Source organism: Stenotrophomonas sp. PI_27 (assembly GCF_027854495.1).
GTDB classification, from domain to species: domain Bacteria; phylum Pseudomonadota; class Gammaproteobacteria; order Xanthomonadales; family Xanthomonadaceae; genus Stenotrophomonas; species Stenotrophomonas pavanii.
The window spans coordinates 408,019-424,331 of the sequence record NZ_JAJNOF010000002.1 but is presented as its reverse complement, the minus strand read 5'-3'; the positions used below and the strand labels follow the sequence as shown (position 1 = coordinate 424,331).

The following is a 16,313-nucleotide window of genomic DNA, read 5'->3' as shown; positions in this document are numbered from 1 at the left end:
GACGCCTGCCATGACCCGCGCTACCGACCGTGCCCTGAGTACTGCCGAGATGCATGCCTTCGGCGAGGAACTCGACGCGATCCGCGACCGTGTGATCGGCAGCCTCGGCGCCTCCGATACCCGCTACATCCGCCGCGTGGCTGCCGCCGTGCGCTGGTTCGGCGTGGGTGGCCGTGGCCTGCTGTTCCTGGCGGCGTTCTCGCCGCTGTTCTGGATGCCGCTGCTGTGGCCGGCCGCGATCACCGGCACGCTGCTGCTGGCGCTGTCGAAGATCCTGGAGAACATGGAGCTGGGCCACAACGTGATGCACGGCCAGTTCGACTGGACCGGTGACCCCAAGCTCAACGGCAATACCTATGAGTGGGACATCGTGGCCACCGCCGACAACTGGCGCAAGACCCACAATTTCCGCCACCACACCTACACCAACGTGCGTGGCATGGACGATGACATCGGTTATGGCCTGCTGCGCATCTTCCCGGAGCAGCGCTGGAAGCCGTTCTACCTGCTGCAGCCGATCATCGCGCCGATCTTCGCACTGCTGTTCCAGTGGGGCGTGGCCGCGCAGGACCTGCGCCTGGGCCGCTGGTTCAAGGGCCGCATGAGCGCCCGTGCGATGTGGCTGCAGACGCGACCGGTGGCGCGCAAGATGCTGCGCCAGGTGCTGAAGGACTACGTGTTCTTCCCGCTGCTGGCCGGCCCGTTCTTCCTCACCGTGATGCTGGGCAACCTGGTGGCCAACGGCCTGCGCAACATCTGGACCTACGTGATCATCTTCTGCGGCCACTTCACCGCCGAATCGGAGACCTTCCCGAAGGAATGCCTGCGCAATGAGTCGCGCGGGCACTGGTACCTTCGCCAGCTGCGCGGTTCGTCCAACATCAGCGGTGGCTTCCTGATCAACGTGCTGTCCGGCAACCTCAGCCATCAGATCGAGCACCACTTCTACCCGGACCTGCCAGCCAACCGCTACGCGGCCATCGCCAAGGAAGTGAAGGACATCTGCCGCCGCTACGGCCAGCACTACAACAACGGCTCGCTGCCGCGCCAGTTCGGCCAGGTGGTCTGGCGCATCCTGCGCCACGCGTTCCCGAGCAAGCCGCGCCGCCTGCCGATGGCCGACATCATGTCGGCACCGGCACCGGCACCGGCATCGGCCAACGCGGGCTGATCGGCTCAGCCCGCGTTCGCCAGGTCCGCCTGCTCGCGGTCCAGGCGTCGCAGGAACACCTGCATTTCCCTGCGTGCCTGCTGGTCGCCCTTGCTGCCGGCCACGCTCAGCCCCCGTTGCCACGCTTCGCGCGCCGCCTGCGGCTGGCCGCTGGCCAGCCACGCCTTGCCGAGCAGCTTCCACGCCGCCGAGTACTGCGGGTCAAGCACCACGCAACGGCCCAGATGGGTTGCCGCGCGGACCGGATTGCCGGCATCCAGCCAGCCCTTGCCCAGCCCGAAGCGCAGCAGCGCGCCGTCCTTGCCGGCGGCGAGCATGCATTCCAATGCTTCGATGTCCATCAGCGGACCTCCACCATCAGCTCGGTCGGTCCCGGCTGGAAGCGGCCACGATGGAACAGCAGTGGCGCACCGCCGTTCTCGTGCACGTCAATGATGCGGCCGGCCAGCAGCAGGTGATCGCCCACCGGCCACTGTGCGTGGCGGGTACAGGTCAGATGCGCCACCGCACCGGCGATGCGGGGTGGGGCGTCGTCGTCGTCATCCAGCAATGCCAGGCCGTCGAAGCGATTGCGGACCTGCGGATCGGCAAAGCGCCGGGCCAGCGCTTCCTGGTCGGCCGCCAGCACGCTGATCGCAAAGCGGCGGGCACGCTGGAAGGTGGACAGGCTCTGTGCATGCAACGCCAGGTTCCACAGCACCAGGGGCGGTTGCAGCGAGACCGGTACGAACGAATTGATGGTCAGGCCGATGGGTTTGCCCTGCGCATCGCGCGTGCAGACGATGGCCACGCCGGTCGGAAAGTGACCGAGCAGCCGCCGCAGGGCGCGCGGCGGCATCTCGACCGACGGCACCGGGGCCGGGGCGGGGAACACCCCCGCCCACGGCCCGGCGTACGGCAATGTCTCGCCGCTCATGAGGCCCTGGCCTGGCGGTAGCGCCGGCCGGCCTCGGCCCAGTTGATGATGTTGAAGAACGCGCCGATGTAGTCCGGGCGACGGTTCTGGTAGTGCAGGTAATAGGCGTGTTCCCAGACGTCCAGTGCGAGGATCGGGGTGTTGCCGGACAGGCCGACGGCTGCACCCATCAGCGGGCTGTCCTGGTTGGCGCTGCTTTCGACCTGCAGGCGGCCATCGCGATCGCTGGTCAGCCAGGCCCAGCCGCTGCCGAAGCGGGTCTGCGCGGCCTTGCTGAAGGCGTCCTTGAAGGCAGCGAAGCCACCAAGATCACGGTCGATGGCCGCGGCCAGTTCCTCATCGGGTGCACCACCGTGGGTGCTGAGGACCGTCCAGAACAGGCTGTGGTTGGCGTGGCCACCGCCGTTGTTGCGGACCGCGCCACGCTGCGGCTCGGGCACGGCGTCGAGGTTGGCGATCAGCACGTCGACCGGCTGCTCGGCGATGCCGGCCTGCTCGATGGCGGCATTGAGGTTGTTGACGTAGGTCTGGTGGTGCTTGCCGTGATGGATCTCCATCGTGCGCGCATCGAAATGCGGCTCAAGGGCGTCGTAGGCGTAGGGGAGCGGGGGAAGCGAGTACGACATCGAAACAATCTCCATGGGAAAGGCCAGGGGCTGGCCGCGCGGAGATCGTTATCGCACCTCAACAATGGTTGAGGTCAAGAGCAGAACCGATGGACATCGAGGCGTGGTAGTGCCGGCCGCTGGCCGGCAACCCGACTCGCCCCGATTGCCGGCCAGCGGCCGGCACCACCTTTCAGTACCTCAACTCAGCCAATCCCTGCACCCACTGTCGGCCTGATCGCTGCATGCCTGCTGCATCCGCTGCTGCAACCGTGCCAGCGTCTCCGTGCCCTGGTGCTTGCCGCTCCAGGCCTTCAACTGCCCGGCCAGGCGCTCGAAGCGCTGGCGGGTGCGCTGGTGATAGCCCGATGGCTGCGCCTCCAGTTCGGCGATCAGCGAGGCAGTGGCCTGCTCGATGCGCGGTGCGTCGTCCGGTGCCAGCTTCAGCAACCCTTCCACGTACAGCACGCCCCACTGCACGCGGGTGGCCGGGCCCTGTGCACCGTCGTAGGCGCGCTTCAACCACTCCAGTGCACCGGCGGTATCGCCGCGCTGTTCGGCCAGCTCGGCCAGTTCGGGCATGTAGTAGTACGGCTGCTCGCTGCGCTTCAGCTCGGCCAGCAACAGCGCCTCGGCGCCCGCGTCGTCGCCGACCTGGCGCAATGCGTACGCCGCGCTGCTGATGGTCGCCTGGCGTGCGTGCGCATCGGTGGCGGCCGCATCGGCAGCGGCCACCCGCTGCTTGACCCGCTCAACCAGCGCCGCAGGCAGTGCGCCCTTCGGCTGCTGCTGGCGGGCTAGCGATACTTCCGTCAGTGCGCGTGACAATGCGTCGTCGGCGCGGTCGCCGCGTTCGGCATCAGCGCGCTCCAGCGCGACCAGCAGCTGCTGCCCCAGCGTGTTGCCGGTGGCCGGGCCGGCGCTGGCCTGCTTGACCAGCGTCGCGCCCGCGTAGCCCAGCAGTTCGCGGTTACGACGGACTTCGGCAGGTTGCGCCAGCACGGCCTGCAGCAGCTCACGCACCTCGGTGGGCGAGCTGGCGGGCGTGTCGGCGGTGGCCAGGGCCAGCAGGGCGAAGCGGCGTTGCAGCGCCGCGTCGGGTGCGGCCTTGGACAGCTGGCGCAGCACGTCCTGGCTCTTGCGCTCGCCGGCCAGGCGGTTGGCGTCGACTTCCCAGCCGTAGTCGCCCAGCACCTGCCAGTCTTCGGCGGCCAGCTTGTCCGGCGTGGCCAGTGCCGTTGCCAGGGTGGCGGCGATGGCGCTGCGGCGCCCGGCCGCGACGGTCAGCGCACGGGTCAGTTCGGCCGCGTCGTTGCCGCCGGCCACGCGGGTCAGTTCATTGCGCTGCGGGTCCAGCACGATCAGGGTCGGATAGCCGCGCACCCCGAAGCGTTCGCCCCAGGCCTGCGCACCTTCCTCATCGCCATCCAGGTAAACCGGCACGAATTTGCCGGTCAGCGCGATGAAGGCCGGGTCCTTGAACAGGCCGGCCTTGAGCTGGTTGCACGGTGGGCACCAGACCGCGCCCCAGTACAGCAGCACCGGCTTGCCGCTGTCGGCGGCTTCGGCGAAGGCATCGTCCACATCGCCCTGGCGCCAGGCGATGGCGGACGCCGGCGCGGGCGCGGGCGCCTCGGCGGAGCTGGCGGTGGACACCGGGGCCGGGGTGCAGGCGCTCAGCGCCGAAGCCAGCAGCAACACGGAAAGCGCGACGCGCATCGGCGGCATCTCGAAGGGGGGACAGGCCATTGTAGGAATGGCCGGGGAGTGTGCTGATTCAGTTTGCTCATATCGGCCGTGCAGCGGGGCATGACACCCGCTGCCCTCAGGCGGCTGCCCGCACCATCTGCTGGTACACCAGCCCGTTGAACTCGCCGACATCACCGTCCAGCTCGAAGCCATAGCGCAGGTAGGTAGGCACTGCGTTGAGCGAGGCGCGCACGGTCAGGACCGGGGTGCGCAGGTGCGGCAGCACGGCTTCGAACAGGGCATGGCCGATGCCCTGGCCCTGGCAGCCGGGATCGACGAACAGCATCGCCAGGTGGCGGCCTTCCTTCAGCTCGACCACGCCGACGATGCGGTCGTCCTGCTCGGCCACCAGGATGTGGTTGTCGCCCTGCAGGCGTGCAGCGAACGCGTCGGCGGCGGCGACACTGCCGAAGGTGGCGATGCCGGCCGCGCTGAGCGAAGGCGCGACCGCCGCAGTGAATGCGGCCAGGCATACCGCGCTGATCGCGGGCAGGTCATCAATGTGGGCGGGGCGGATCCTCGGCATGCAGCGTTCTTCCTGTGGTGCGTGGCGTGTCATCGTCGCCCGGTGCCTGCACGCTAAGCTGGTCGCATGAGTGAATTCAATCCCGCCTACGCTTCGTTGTTTCCGCAACAGGGATTGAGCCTGGGCCTGATGACGCCCGTTGCGGCGCATGGGCTGGCCGATCCGGGCGCGGCGCGGCGCATTGCGCGGCTGGCCGACGATCTTGGTTTCGCCGCGTTGTGGACGCGCGACGTCCCGTTGATGGTGCCGCAGGGTCCGGACGCGACGGCGAGCGCGCTGGATGATCCCTTCCTGTGGCTGGGCATGCTGGCCGCCGCGACCGGGCGCATCGTGGTCGGCAGTGCCGCCATCGTGCTGCCGTTGCGCCAGCCGTTGCAGGTGGCGAAGTCGGCACTGAGCCTGGACCGGATCAGTGACGGGCGGTTCGTACTGGGCCTGGGTTCGGGCGACCGCCCGGAAGAGTTCGCCGCGTTCGGTGAGGACCTGGAGGGCAGGGCGGCGACGTTCCGTGATCGTTGGTCGTTGCTGCGCGCGGCGCTGTCACCGGAGGCCGATGAGCGGACCGCCGTACTGCAGGCCACGGGTGGCTACGACGTGCTGCCGGCGCCGGCCACGCGCATTCCGATGCTGGTGGTGGGCACTGCGCGGCAGAGCCTGCAGTGGATCGCGCGTGAGGCCGAGGGCTGGGCCACCTATCATCGCGAGGAAGCCGCGCAGGAAGGGCGCATCGGTCTGTGGCAGCAGGCGCTGATGCAGCGCGGTGGGCCAGGCAAGCCGTTCGTGCAGTCGATGCTGCTGGATCTGCAGGCCGATCCGCAGGCGCCCGCCGAGTCGCTGCCGCTGGGCCTGAAGGTCGGCCGCGATGGCCTGCGTGACTATCTGTTGCGCGTGCATGCGCAGGGCGTGGCGCATGTGATGTTCAATCTGGTCGACAACGGGAGGCCGATGGATGCGGTGCTGCGCGAGATCGGTGAGCACGTTCTGCCATACACGCTTCGGTAGGTGTCCACCTTGGTGGACACGCTCCAGCAGTCGAGCACGGCTCGACTCCATATGCGGTTCGCATCTGCGTATCATTCGCATTTGACACCCCGATGCCGGAGCTTCGCGTGACCCAACGTTCCCCCCTACACCCGAGCGGACGTCTGTTCGCTGTGGTCGCTTTCATCGAGGCCGTGACCTGGGCCGGCCTGCTCATCGGCATGTGGATGAAGTACGGCCCGATGGCCAACGTGGCGCTGGTGAAGCTGTTCGGGCCGCTGCATGGCGTAGCGTTCCTGGTCTATGTGGCGGTGACCTTGTTTGCGGCGCTGCGCCTGCGCTGGCCGTGGTGGGCCAGTGCGTTTGCGCTATTGGCAGCCATCCCGCCGCTGGTGACGCTGCCGCTGGAGTGGTGGTTCAAGCGCCGTGGCCTGCTGGGCCTGCGTGCCGTGCGCTGAAGTCGCTGTTGCGTGCCCGTTCAAGAGAATGGGTATCAAATGCAAATACGAGCCGTTATCATTTGAGGGTGGCGTCCGGTCCTGAGCAGGGCCGGCGCCGGGCGGGGCGCAGGTGCGCCCGGCGATCCCTCCCTGTTACGGCTGGTGTTCCATGCATGCACGTCCCGTCGTTCCCGGCTTGCCGGCGCTGGTGTTGGCCGCCCTGATCGGCACCATGGCGATGATGTCCTTTGTCGCCGTGATTGGCCCGGTGGTCCGCATGCTCGGCCTGTCCGAGTGGCATGCCGGACTGTCGGTCACCGCCGCGGGCGTGTTGTGGATGCTGGCCGCGCGCCCCTGGGGCCAGCTCAGCGACCGCATCGGCCGCAAGCGCGTGCTGACACTGGCGATGAGCGCCTACACCGTGGTCTACGTCGCGCTGGCGGTGTTCATCGATGTTGCCCTGCAGGCGGTGCCGCCGGTACTGGTATCGGTGCTGGTGCTGGTCGGTGCGCGAGGCCTGATCGGCCTGTTCTACGCGGCGGTGCCGCCTACCGCAGCGGCACTGATTGCCGACAAGGCACCGACCGGCCAACGTGCGAAATTCCTCGCCCGCCTGGGCAGCGCCAATGCGCTGGGCATGGTGCTCGGCCCGGCCACTGCCGGCTGGCTGGCCTATACCAACCTTTCGCTGGCGCTGTACGTGGCCGCGCTGCTGCCGTTGCTGACATTGGCATTGCTGGCCTGGTGGCTGCCAGCGACGCCGCCGGTGATAGGTGCTTCCCTGCAGCGCCGCGCGCCGATGAGCCGCCTCGACCCGCGCCTGCGCCTGCCGCAGCTGGCGGCGTTCATCGCCATGGTCTCGGTCACCATCGCGCAGGTCTCGGTCGGCTTCTTCGCGATTGATCGGCTGGGCCTGGATGCCGCCGCTGGTGCACGCATGGCAGGCATTGCACTCACCGCCGTTGGCGTCGGCCTGATCCTGGCGCAGGCGCTGGTGATGAAGCTGGAGGTTCACCCACGCCGCTGGATCGTCCTCGGCGCGCTGATTTCCGGCATTGGCTTTGCCTCGGTGGCGGGCGTGCAGCAGGGCTGGCAGTTGCCGGCGGCGTACGCGCTGGCCGCGTTCGGCATGGGCTTCGTGTTCCCCTCGTTCCAGGCGCTGGCCGCCGACGCGGTGGAAGCGCATGAGCAGGGCGCTGCGGCAGGCACGGTCGCTGCCGCGCAGGGGCTGGGCATGGTGGCCGGGCCGATGCTCGGCACGCTGTTGTATCGCGGCGGGCCCAGCCTGCCATATCTGCTGGTCGGCGCGTTGCTGCTGTTGCTGTGCGCGCTGGCTGCAGTGCATCGGATGAAGGAGACCCCATGAACGATTCCCTGATCCAAGGCACGTGGCCGGAGGCTGCGCCCGCGCCGCAGGAAGGCACCGACGACGCGTCGCTGTTCCTGCTGCAGCACGCCGGCCAGCACGTGCACGCACGCGGTTGCCGCGCCACGCTGCCGGCCGGTGCGCTGGAGACGCTCGCAGAGCGCGTTTCGGCCTTCTTCGCGCAGCAGCGTGGCGGTCCGGGCCTGCTGGTCGGTGCGGTGCCATTCGAACCGCGTGCCGACGACGCGTTGTACCAGCCCGAGCGCCTGCTGCCGGCCCTGCCGTTGCCGCCGCAGGCCGCGCCGGCGCTGGAGGGTGCCCTGCAGGCCGAGCCCGCGCCCGAGGCGTACGCGGCGTCGGTGGCGGCTGCGGTGCAGGTACTGCGCGCGCCCGGACTGGACCTGCAGAAGGTGGTGCTGGCGCGCAGCCTGCTGGCACGCACGCGGCAGTCACTTTCCCCCGAGGTGCTGCTGGCGCGGCTGGGCGCGGATCCTTCGGTGGCGACCTACGCGGTGCCATTGCCGGTGGCGCCGGGGCAGGCGCCCGCCTGGCTGGTGGGCGCGACGCCGGAACTGCTGCTGCGCAAGCGTGGCGCCGAGCTGTTGTCGCACCCGCTGGCGGGCTCCGCGCGGCGCGGCACCGATGCCGCCGAGGACGAGCGGGCCGCGCAGGCGTTGCTGGCCTCGACCAAGGACCACGACGAGCACCGCCATGTGGTCGAGGCCATCGTCGACGGCCTGGCGCCGTACTGCAGCCACATCGATGCGCAGCCGCGCCCAGCGCTGCATGCCACCGCCAGCATGTGGCATCTGGGTACCCGCATCCATGCCACCCTGAAGGATCCGCAGGCATCGGCGGCCGCGCTGCTGGCGCAGCTGCATCCCACGCCGGCCGTCTGCGGTACGCCGCGATTGGCGGCGCTGCAGCGCATCGGCGAACTGGAACCGGTACCGCGCGGCTTCTATGCCGGCGCCGTGGGCTGGTTGGACGCGCAGGGTGACGGCGACTGGTACGTGGCGATCCGCTGCGCGCGCCTGCAGGGCACGCAGCTGCGCCTGTTTGCCGGCGCCGGCATCGTCGCCGAGTCGCAACCCGAGGCCGAGGTGGCCGAAACCGCAGCGAAGTTCGCTGCCCTGTTGAACGCGCTGGGAGTCCATGCGTCCGCGCCCACCAACGAGCCTGCCGCATGAATAGCTCCGCTGACGCTTCCCGCCTGCCACTGCAGCAGGTGTGGCCCGACGCGCTGGTGGCGCGCTATCGCGAAGCCGGTCACTGGCGTGGCGAGACGTTCCCGGCGTTCCTGCGCGAACGTGCAGAACGCTATGCCGACGACATCGCGGTGGTCGCCGGTGATGTTCGCCTGAGCTACGCGCAGCTATGGCACGAGGCCGGGCGCATCGGTGCCGGCCTGCTGGCGCTCGGCCTGCAGCCTGGCGAACGGGTGCTGGTGCAGCTGGGCAATACCGCCGGGTTCATCACCACCGTCTGCGGCCTGTTCCGGGCCGGCCTGGTGCCGGTGTATGCGTTGCCGGCGCACCGCATCACCGAGCTGGTCCACTTCGCCAGCAAGGCGGAAGCCAGTGCCTACATCACCACCGCACTGCACGATGGCTTCGATCATCGCGGGTTGGCAAGGGCGCTGCAGGCCGAAGTGCCGGCGGTTCGCCATGTGGTGATCGACGGCGATGCGGCGGAGTTCGTCGCGCTGGAGGTACTGCAGGGCGATCGCAGCCAGCTGCCGTCCGATCCGGACCCGCAGTCGGTGGCGTTCCTGCAGATTTCCGGTGGTAGTACCGGGCTGTCCAAGCTGATTCCGCGTACCCACGACGACTACATCTACTCGTTCCGTGCCAGCAATGACCTCTGCGGCATCAACCGCGACAGCGTCTATCTGGTCGCGCTGCCGGCCGCGCACAATTTCCCGATGAGCTCGCCCGGCTTCTTCGGCGCGCTGTATGCCGGCGCTCGCGTGGTGCTCAGTCCCGGCCCCGGTCCGGATGCGGCCTTCCCGTTGATCGCCCGCGAGAAGGTGACCTGCTGTGGGCTGGTGCCGCCGCTGGCGTTGCTGTGGGCACAGGCCGCCGCCAGCAGCAGGCATGACCTGTCCAGCCTGCAGGTACTGCAGGTAGGCGGGGCCAAACTGGTCCCGGAAGCCGCACGCCGGGTGATCGACGGCCTTGGCTGCACGCTGCAGCAGGTGTTCGGCATGGCCGAAGGCCTGGTCAACTACACGCGGCTGGATGATCCGGAAGAATTGATCGTGGCCTGCCAGGGCCGGCCGATCAGCCCGGATGACGAAGTGCGCGTGGTCGATGACCATGACCAGCCGGTGGCCGAAGGCGAGGTGGGGCATCTGCTCACCCGTGGCCCGTACACGATCCGTGGCTACCACAACGATGCGGTGGCCAATGCCCGCTCGTTCACCGACGACGGCTTCTATCGCACCGGCGACCGCGTGCAGCAGCTGCCCGGGGGCTACCTGGTGGTGCAGGGCCGCGCTGGTGACCACATCAACCGCGCGGGCGAGAAGATCTCCGCCGAAGAGATCGAAGACCACCTGTTGGCCCACCCCGGCGTGTTCGACGCCGCCGTGGTCTCCATTCCCGATGAGTACCTGGGCGAGCGCAGCTGTGCCTTCGTGATTCCGCAGGGCGAGCCATTCAAGGCGCCGGCGCTGAAGGCGTGGATGCGCGGGCGCGGTCTGGCTGCGTTCAAGGTGCCCGACCAGATCGTGTTCGTCGACAGTTTCAATACCACGGCGGTCGGCAAGATCAGCCGCCGCGAACTGCGCGCGCAACTGCGTGCGCGTCATCTGCAACAGACAGGAGGAACGCGCTGATGGCGCTGCCCCGTATCACCGACTATCCCTTGCCGACCGCCGCCGAACTACCGCAGGCGCGTGGCCCGTGGCGCCCGCAGCGCGATCGTGTGGCTTTGCTGGTGCACGACATGCAACGCTACTTCCTGGCGGCATTCGACGCCGGCAGCACGCCCTTGCGGCCGGCGGTGGACAACATCGTGCGCCTGCTGGCGCACTGCCGCGCGCAGGGCATTCCGGTGTTCTACACCGCCCAGCATGGCGACCAGGACCGGCGTGACCGTGGCCTGCAGGCCGACCTGTGGGGGCCGGGCATGCGTCGCAGCGCCGACCATGAGCCGATCATCGAGGCGCTGGCGCCGCAGCCGGGCGAGCATGTGCTGGTCAAGCATCGCTATAGCGCGTTCCAGCGCAGCAACCTGGAGACGCTGATGCGGGTACGTGGGCGTGACCAGCTGCTGGTGACCGGCGTGTACGCCCATATCGGCTGTACCGCGACCGTGGTCGAGGCCTTCCAGCGTGACATCGAGGCCTTCATCGCCGCCGATGCGGTGGCGGACTTCTCGCGCGCCGACCACGATCAGGCGCTGCACTGGATCGCGCGCACCTGCGGTGTGCCGATGACCACCGATCAGCTGCTGGAGGTGCTGTGATGACGGCCACCGGTGAGGTGCTGGATCTGGAGCGGATGCGCGCCGACGTCGCGCGCGTGCTGGAGTGCACGCCGGCCGAGATCGGTGACGACGACAACCTGATCGACCTGGACCTCGACTCGATGCGCATGCTCGGCCTGGTTCTGGCCTGGGGCAACACCGGCCTGCCGCTGGAATTCTCGCAGTTGGCCGAGCACACCACGCTGCGCCAGTGGTGGGGCGTGGTGCAGCACCTGCAGGCCGCGCAGCACGCATGAACGCCGTCGCGCTGGCCACGCCGGTGGCGCTGACCGAGGCCCAGGCCGGACTGTGGTTCGCACAGCGGCTGGCACCGGGCAATCCGTCGTTCAATACCGCGCACGCGGTGTGGATCGACGGCCCGCTCGACGTGGCCGCATTCGTTGCAGCGGCAGACCAGGCTGCCGTCGAGGCCCAGGCCTTCGCGCTGCGCTTTGCCGAGGGCGCCGATGGCCAGCCGCTGCAGTGGCATGATCCGGCACACGTGCCGTTGCTTTCGGTGCGCGATGTGTCCACCGAGGCGGATCCCGCCGCTGCGGCACGCAACCTGATGCACGCCGACCGGCTGAGCCCGGTCGATCCCACCCGGGACCGGATCAGCCAGCAGGTACTGTTCGATCTGGGGGGCCTGCGCTGGGTCTGGTACCTGCGCGTGCATCATCTGGCGGCCGATGGTTACGGCATGGCGCTGTTTACTGATCGGGTGTGCGCGTTGTACGCCGGTCGCACGGGTGAACCGCTGCCGGGGCTGGCGGGCGTGCTGGCCGATGATGCCGCGTATCGCGCCGACCCGCGCCGCGCGCAGGCCGGGCAGTGGTGGCGTGCGCACATGCAGGGCGCACCGGCAGGCGTAGGCCTGGCCGGCACGCTCGCGGCCAGTGATGACGCGCTGCGCTGGGTGCAGCCGCTCGATGCGGCCTTCCGTGAGCCGTTGCTGCAGGCGTCGGCACGTTGGCTGCAGCCCTGGCCGGATGTGCTGGCCGCGCTGGCGGCCGAGTACCTGCGGCGGATGAGCGCTGCCGATGAAGTGGTGCTGGGCGTGCCGTACATGGCGCGGCTCGGCAACGCGTCGGCGCGGGTGCCGGCGATGGTGATGAACGTGTTGCCGCTGCGCGTAGCGGCCGGCGAGGGCAGCGTCGAGGCCTTCACCCGCGGCCTGGGCCGGCAGCTCAGCCAGGGTCGCAAGCACGGCCGTTACCGCGGTGAGCAGCTGCGCCGGGACCTGGGCCTGGTCGGCGCGCAGCAGCGCCTGCACGGTCCGTTGGTGAATGTGCAGCCGTTCTACAAGCCGCTGGCGCTGACGGGCGTGCAGGCGACGCTGGAGGTGCTGTGCACCGGGCCGGTGGATGACCTGACGCTGGGTTTCCGTGGCGATGGCAAGCACCTTCTCGATCTGGAGATCGAGGCCAATCCCGCGCTGTACAGCCGTGAGGAGGTCGAGGCGCACGCGGCGCGGCTGCTGCATTTCGTGTCGGCGGTATTGCAGGCTGACGATATCGCCGCCGTGCCCCTGGCGACGCCCGCGGAGGCGCTGCAGCTGCTGCAGGGTTTCAATGCCACTGCGCACGCGCTGCCGGAGACCACCCTGGTCGAGCTGCTGCAACAGGGCATGGACCGCGACCCGCACGCGCCGGCGCTGGTGTTCGGCGATACGACGCTGGATTACGCGACGCTGGAAGCGCGCAGTTTCGCGCTGGCGGCACAGCTGCGGGCAATGGATGTCGGCCCGGACAGCGTGGTGGCGGTGGCATTGCCGCGCTCGCTGGAGCTGGTGATCGCGCTGGTCGCGGTGCTGCGTGCAGGCGCGGCCTATCTTCCGCTGGACCTTGCCCATCCCGACGAGCGGCTGGCACGTATTCTTGCGTCGGCACAGCCGGGATGTGTACTGGCTGAGGCGGAGGTTTCGGCGCGCATGTCTGGTGTGCCGGTGCTCGCGCCGGAGCAGTGGACCGCGCTGAGCTTCGCCGCGCCGTGGGCCGATCCGGCGCCCAGCGATGCGGCCTATGTGATCTGTACCTCCGGTTCGACCGGCGAGCCCAAGGGCGTGGTCGTCGAACATCGCGCGATCGTCAACCGCCTGCTGTGGATGCGCGAGCACTACGGCATCGGCGCCGATGACCGCGTGCTGCAGAAGACCCCGGCGACCTTCGATGTCTCGGTCTGGGAGTTCTTCCTGCCGTTGCTGTGCGGGGCCACGCTGGTGGTTGCCGGGCCCGATGCGCACCGCGATCCCACTGAAATGGCACGCTTGATCCGTGGCCATGGCATCACCACGGCGCATTTCGTGCCGTCGATGCTCGACGCGTTCCTCGCTGCGCCCGCTTCGGAAGGGCTGCAGCTGCGCCGGGTATTCACCAGTGGCGAGGCGCTGGACGCTGCGTTGCGCGACCGCTTCCATGCGCGCGTGCACGCTGAACTGCACAACCTGTATGGCCCGACCGAGGCCGCAGTGGATGTCAGCTACTGGCCGGCGTCGGCGCAGGATCGCTCGCGGCCGGTGCCGATCGGGTTCCCGGTCTGGAACACCCGCCTGTACGTGCTGGATGCCCGGATGCAGCCGGTGCCGGTCGGTGTGGCCGGTGACCTTTACCTGGGCGGCGTGCAGTTGGCACGCGGCTATCTTGGTCGCGACGATCTGACTGCCGAGCGCTTCCTTGAAGATCCTTTCCTGGCGGGCGAGCGAATCTACCGCACCGGCGACGTCGCGCGCTGGCGCCACGATGGCGCGGTCGAGTACCTGGGCCGCAGCGACCACCAGGTGAAGCTGCGTGGCCTGCGCATCGAGCTGGGCGAGATCGAGGCGGCACTGCGCGAACTGCCGGGCATGGAGCGGGTGGAAGTGCTGCTGCGCCAGGATGCGCCCGGCGATGCTCGCCTGGTGGCCTATGTGCCCGTGGCGCTTGCCGACGCGGTAGTGCTGCGCAGCCACCTGGCCACGCGCGTGCCGGATTACATGGTGCCCTCGGCGTTTGTGGGCGTGGAACACTGGCCGGTGACCGCCAACGGCAAGCTCGACCGCAACGCATTGCCGAAGCCACCGCAGCGTGAAGTCGCTGGACTGGCACCACGCACACCGTTGGAACAGGAACTGGCGTTGCTGTTTGCCCAGGCACTGGGGCGTGAAGCGCCGGTGGCGGTGGATGCGGATTTCTTCAGTCTCGGCGGTGACTCGCTGTCGGCGGTGCACCTGCTGCTGGCCATCGAGCAGCGCTGGCGCTGCGATCTGGGCCTGGGCGCCTTGTTCGCGCAGCCCACCGTGGCCGCGTTGGCGGTTCGCATTGCCGAGCCGCCCGCGCTGGCCGATCACGCACTGGGGCCGGTGATCGCGCTGGCCGCGACCGACGCTGCCGGACCCACGCCGCTGTTCGTGCTGCACCCGGCCGGTGGCATCGCCTGGAACTACCGCAGCCTGGCCCGGGCACTGCAACCCGCCCGCCCGGTGTATGGCCTGCAGTCGCCGGCACTGGACGCGCGGCTGCCACTGCCGAGCAGCATCGAGGCGATGGCCAACGACTACGTACAGCGCGTGGTCGCACTGCAGCCGAAGGGGCCGGTGCATCTGCTGGGCTGGTCGGTGGGCGGCATCCTCGCCCAGGCGATGGCGGTGCGCCTGCATGAGATCGGCCGCGACGTCGGCGAACTGGTGCTGCTGGATGCCTATCCCAGCGAGTGCTGGCGGGCCGAGCCGGAACCGGATGCCATCGCCGCACTGCGGGCACTGCTCGCGATCGCCGGCCACGATCCGGATGCGCATCCGGAACTGGACAGCCGTGAACGCATTCTCGCGTTCCTTCGTCGCGGCGGTAGTGCACTGGGCAGCCTGCCGAATGTGGTGCTCGACGGCGTGGTGCGCGCGGTGACCGGTACCAATCGGCTGATCCGCGAACACATCCACCAACCGTTCGACGGCACGCTGGTGCACGTCCGCGCGGGCCGGGATCACCAGGCGCGGCCACAGCTGCAGTCGGCGCTGTGGCGGACCCACGCACGCAAGGTGCAGGCGCTGGAACTGCCGTTCCTGCATGCCGAGCTGACCGGCCGCGACGCGGTGGCGCAGCTGGCACCGTGGTTGTCGGCGCGGTTGCGCCACTGGGACGAGCAACAGGAGATCGCAACATGCAGTTGACCGGTTTTGAAGGTCGCGTGGCACTGGTGACCGGTGCCGCCGGGGGCATCGGCGAGGCACTGGTACAGCTGTTGGTCGAGGCCGGTTGCATCGTAGTGGCGACTGATCGCGGGGCGCCGCGCGTGGCCGATAGCCGGGTGACGTCGCTCGCACTTGATGTAACCAACAGCGCCGCAGTGGACGCCTTGGTGGATCAGGTCGAGTCCAGCATCGGGCCGATCATGCTGGCCGCCAGCGTGGCCGGCGTGCTGCACGTGGGCAGCGTCGCCGAGACTGGCGACGCCGACTGGCGCCGGGTGTTCGCGGTCAACGCCGATGGCGTGTTCCACGTTGGGCGTGCCTTGGCGCGGGTGATGTCGCCGCGCCGGCGGGGCGCGATCGTTACCGTCAGCTCAAATGCGGCCGGCGTGCCGCGGCACGGCATGGCCGCCTATGCGGCATCCAAGGCCGCCGCCACCATGCTCACCCGCTGCCTCGGGCTGGAACTGGCGCCGCTGGGCATCCGCTGCAACATCGTCGCCCCCGGCTCGACGTTGACCCCGATGCAGACCGGCATGTGGCAGGACGAGCACGGTGCCGAGCGGGTGATCGCCGGCAGCCCGGAGATCTACAAGGCCGGCATCCCACTGCGCAAACTCGCCACCCCGGAGGATGTCGCCCATTCGGTGATGTTCCTGCTCTCCGAGCAAGCCGGGCACGTGGCGATGAGCGACCTGTACGTGGACGGCGGCGCCACCCTGCACGGCTGAGGTCCGGTAGTGCCGGCCGCTGGCCGGCAACCCACAGCTCCGGTAGTGCCGGCCGCTGGCCGTCAACCCACAGCTCCGGTAGTGCCGGCCGCTGGCCGTCAACCCACAGCCCGGTAGTGCAGGCCGCTGGCCGGCAACCCATGGCCCCGGTAGTGCCGGCCGCTGGCCGGCAACCTCATTCAACTTCAGACATCT

The 16,313-nt window shown here is 69.2% G+C and carries 15 protein-coding genes; 10 read left to right on the top strand and 5 right to left on the bottom strand.

Annotation, left to right across the window (positions count from 1 at the left end; translation table 11 throughout):
• Positions 1 to 10: 10 nt before the first annotated feature.
• Complete coding sequence (locus LRM18_RS04160) at positions 11 to 1,171, top strand: acyl-CoA desaturase (RefSeq protein ID WP_053462996.1); 1,161 nt, start codon at positions 11 to 13, stop codon at positions 1,169 to 1,171.
• A gap of 5 nt (positions 1,172 to 1,176) precedes the next feature.
• On the opposite strand, the gene LRM18_RS04155 is transcribed toward LRM18_RS04160, so the two are convergent.
• From LRM18_RS04155 to LRM18_RS04135, 5 genes are all read right to left on the bottom strand, one after another.
• Positions 1,177 to 1,512 (bottom strand): tetratricopeptide repeat protein, encoded by a 336-nt coding sequence (locus LRM18_RS04155; RefSeq protein ID WP_049465399.1) that lies wholly within the window; start codon positions 1,510 to 1,512, stop codon positions 1,177 to 1,179.
• Entirely contained in the window at positions 1,512 to 2,087 is a 576-nt protein-coding gene (locus tag LRM18_RS04150) for a flavin reductase family protein (RefSeq protein WP_064238712.1), read from the bottom strand. Before LRM18_RS04150 ends, LRM18_RS04155 begins: the two co-directional genes overlap by 1 nt.
• On the bottom strand, positions 2,084 to 2,713 hold the full coding sequence (locus LRM18_RS04145; RefSeq protein WP_049465402.1) for a superoxide dismutase: 630 nt from the start codon (positions 2,711 to 2,713) through the stop codon (positions 2,084 to 2,086). Before LRM18_RS04145 ends, LRM18_RS04150 begins: the two co-directional genes overlap by 4 nt.
• A gap of 180 nt (positions 2,714 to 2,893) precedes the next feature.
• Complete coding sequence (locus tag LRM18_RS04140) at positions 2,894 to 4,420, bottom strand: thioredoxin family protein (protein WP_270951449.1); 1,527 nt, start codon at positions 4,418 to 4,420, stop codon at positions 2,894 to 2,896.
• 97 nt (positions 4,421 to 4,517) lie between these two features.
• Positions 4,518 to 4,967, bottom strand: coding sequence for a GNAT family N-acetyltransferase (locus LRM18_RS04135; protein WP_049465404.1), 450 nt, complete (start codon positions 4,965 to 4,967; stop codon positions 4,518 to 4,520).
• Between the two features lie 66 nt (positions 4,968 to 5,033).
• On the opposite strand from LRM18_RS04135, the gene LRM18_RS04130 reads away from it, so the two are divergent.
• From LRM18_RS04130 to LRM18_RS04090, 9 genes are all read left to right on the top strand, one after another.
• Positions 5,034 to 5,969: a TIGR03571 family LLM class oxidoreductase gene (locus LRM18_RS04130; protein WP_270951415.1), complete on the top strand. Its 936-nt coding sequence runs from the start codon at positions 5,034 to 5,036 to the stop codon at positions 5,967 to 5,969.
• A gap of 92 nt (positions 5,970 to 6,061) precedes the next feature.
• On the top strand, positions 6,062 to 6,406 hold the full coding sequence (locus LRM18_RS04125) for a DUF3817 domain-containing protein (protein ID WP_270951413.1): 345 nt from the start codon (positions 6,062 to 6,064) through the stop codon (positions 6,404 to 6,406).
• A gap of 151 nt (positions 6,407 to 6,557) precedes the next feature.
• Complete coding sequence (locus tag LRM18_RS04120) at positions 6,558 to 7,754, top strand: MFS transporter (protein ID WP_270951411.1); 1,197 nt, start codon at positions 6,558 to 6,560, stop codon at positions 7,752 to 7,754.
• Entirely contained in the window at positions 7,751 to 8,944 is a 1,194-nt protein-coding gene (locus tag LRM18_RS04115) for an isochorismate synthase (RefSeq protein ID WP_270951409.1), read from the top strand. The genes LRM18_RS04120 and LRM18_RS04115 overlap by 4 nt, the downstream gene beginning before the upstream one ends.
• Positions 8,941 to 10,593 (top strand): AMP-binding protein, encoded by a 1,653-nt coding sequence (locus tag LRM18_RS04110; protein WP_270951407.1) that lies wholly within the window; start codon positions 8,941 to 8,943, stop codon positions 10,591 to 10,593. Before LRM18_RS04115 ends, LRM18_RS04110 begins: the two co-directional genes overlap by 4 nt.
• Positions 10,593 to 11,225 (top strand): isochorismatase family protein, encoded by a 633-nt coding sequence (locus LRM18_RS04105; protein WP_049465418.1) that lies wholly within the window; start codon positions 10,593 to 10,595, stop codon positions 11,223 to 11,225. Before LRM18_RS04110 ends, LRM18_RS04105 begins: the two co-directional genes overlap by 1 nt.
• Entirely contained in the window at positions 11,225 to 11,482 is a 258-nt protein-coding gene (locus tag LRM18_RS04100) for a phosphopantetheine-binding protein (protein WP_049465419.1), read from the top strand. The genes LRM18_RS04105 and LRM18_RS04100 overlap by 1 nt, the downstream gene beginning before the upstream one ends.
• Positions 11,479 to 15,369: an enterobactin synthase subunit F gene (locus tag LRM18_RS04095; RefSeq protein ID WP_270951401.1), complete on the top strand. Its 3,891-nt coding sequence runs from the start codon at positions 11,479 to 11,481 to the stop codon at positions 15,367 to 15,369. The genes LRM18_RS04100 and LRM18_RS04095 overlap by 4 nt, the downstream gene beginning before the upstream one ends.
• The gene (locus tag LRM18_RS04090; RefSeq protein WP_270951400.1) at positions 15,360 to 16,118 is read left to right on the top strand and encodes a 2,3-dihydro-2,3-dihydroxybenzoate dehydrogenase; all 759 of its coding nucleotides are present in this window, start codon (positions 15,360 to 15,362) and stop codon (positions 16,116 to 16,118) included. Before LRM18_RS04095 ends, LRM18_RS04090 begins: the two co-directional genes overlap by 10 nt.
• Positions 16,119 to 16,313 lie beyond the last annotated feature (195 nt).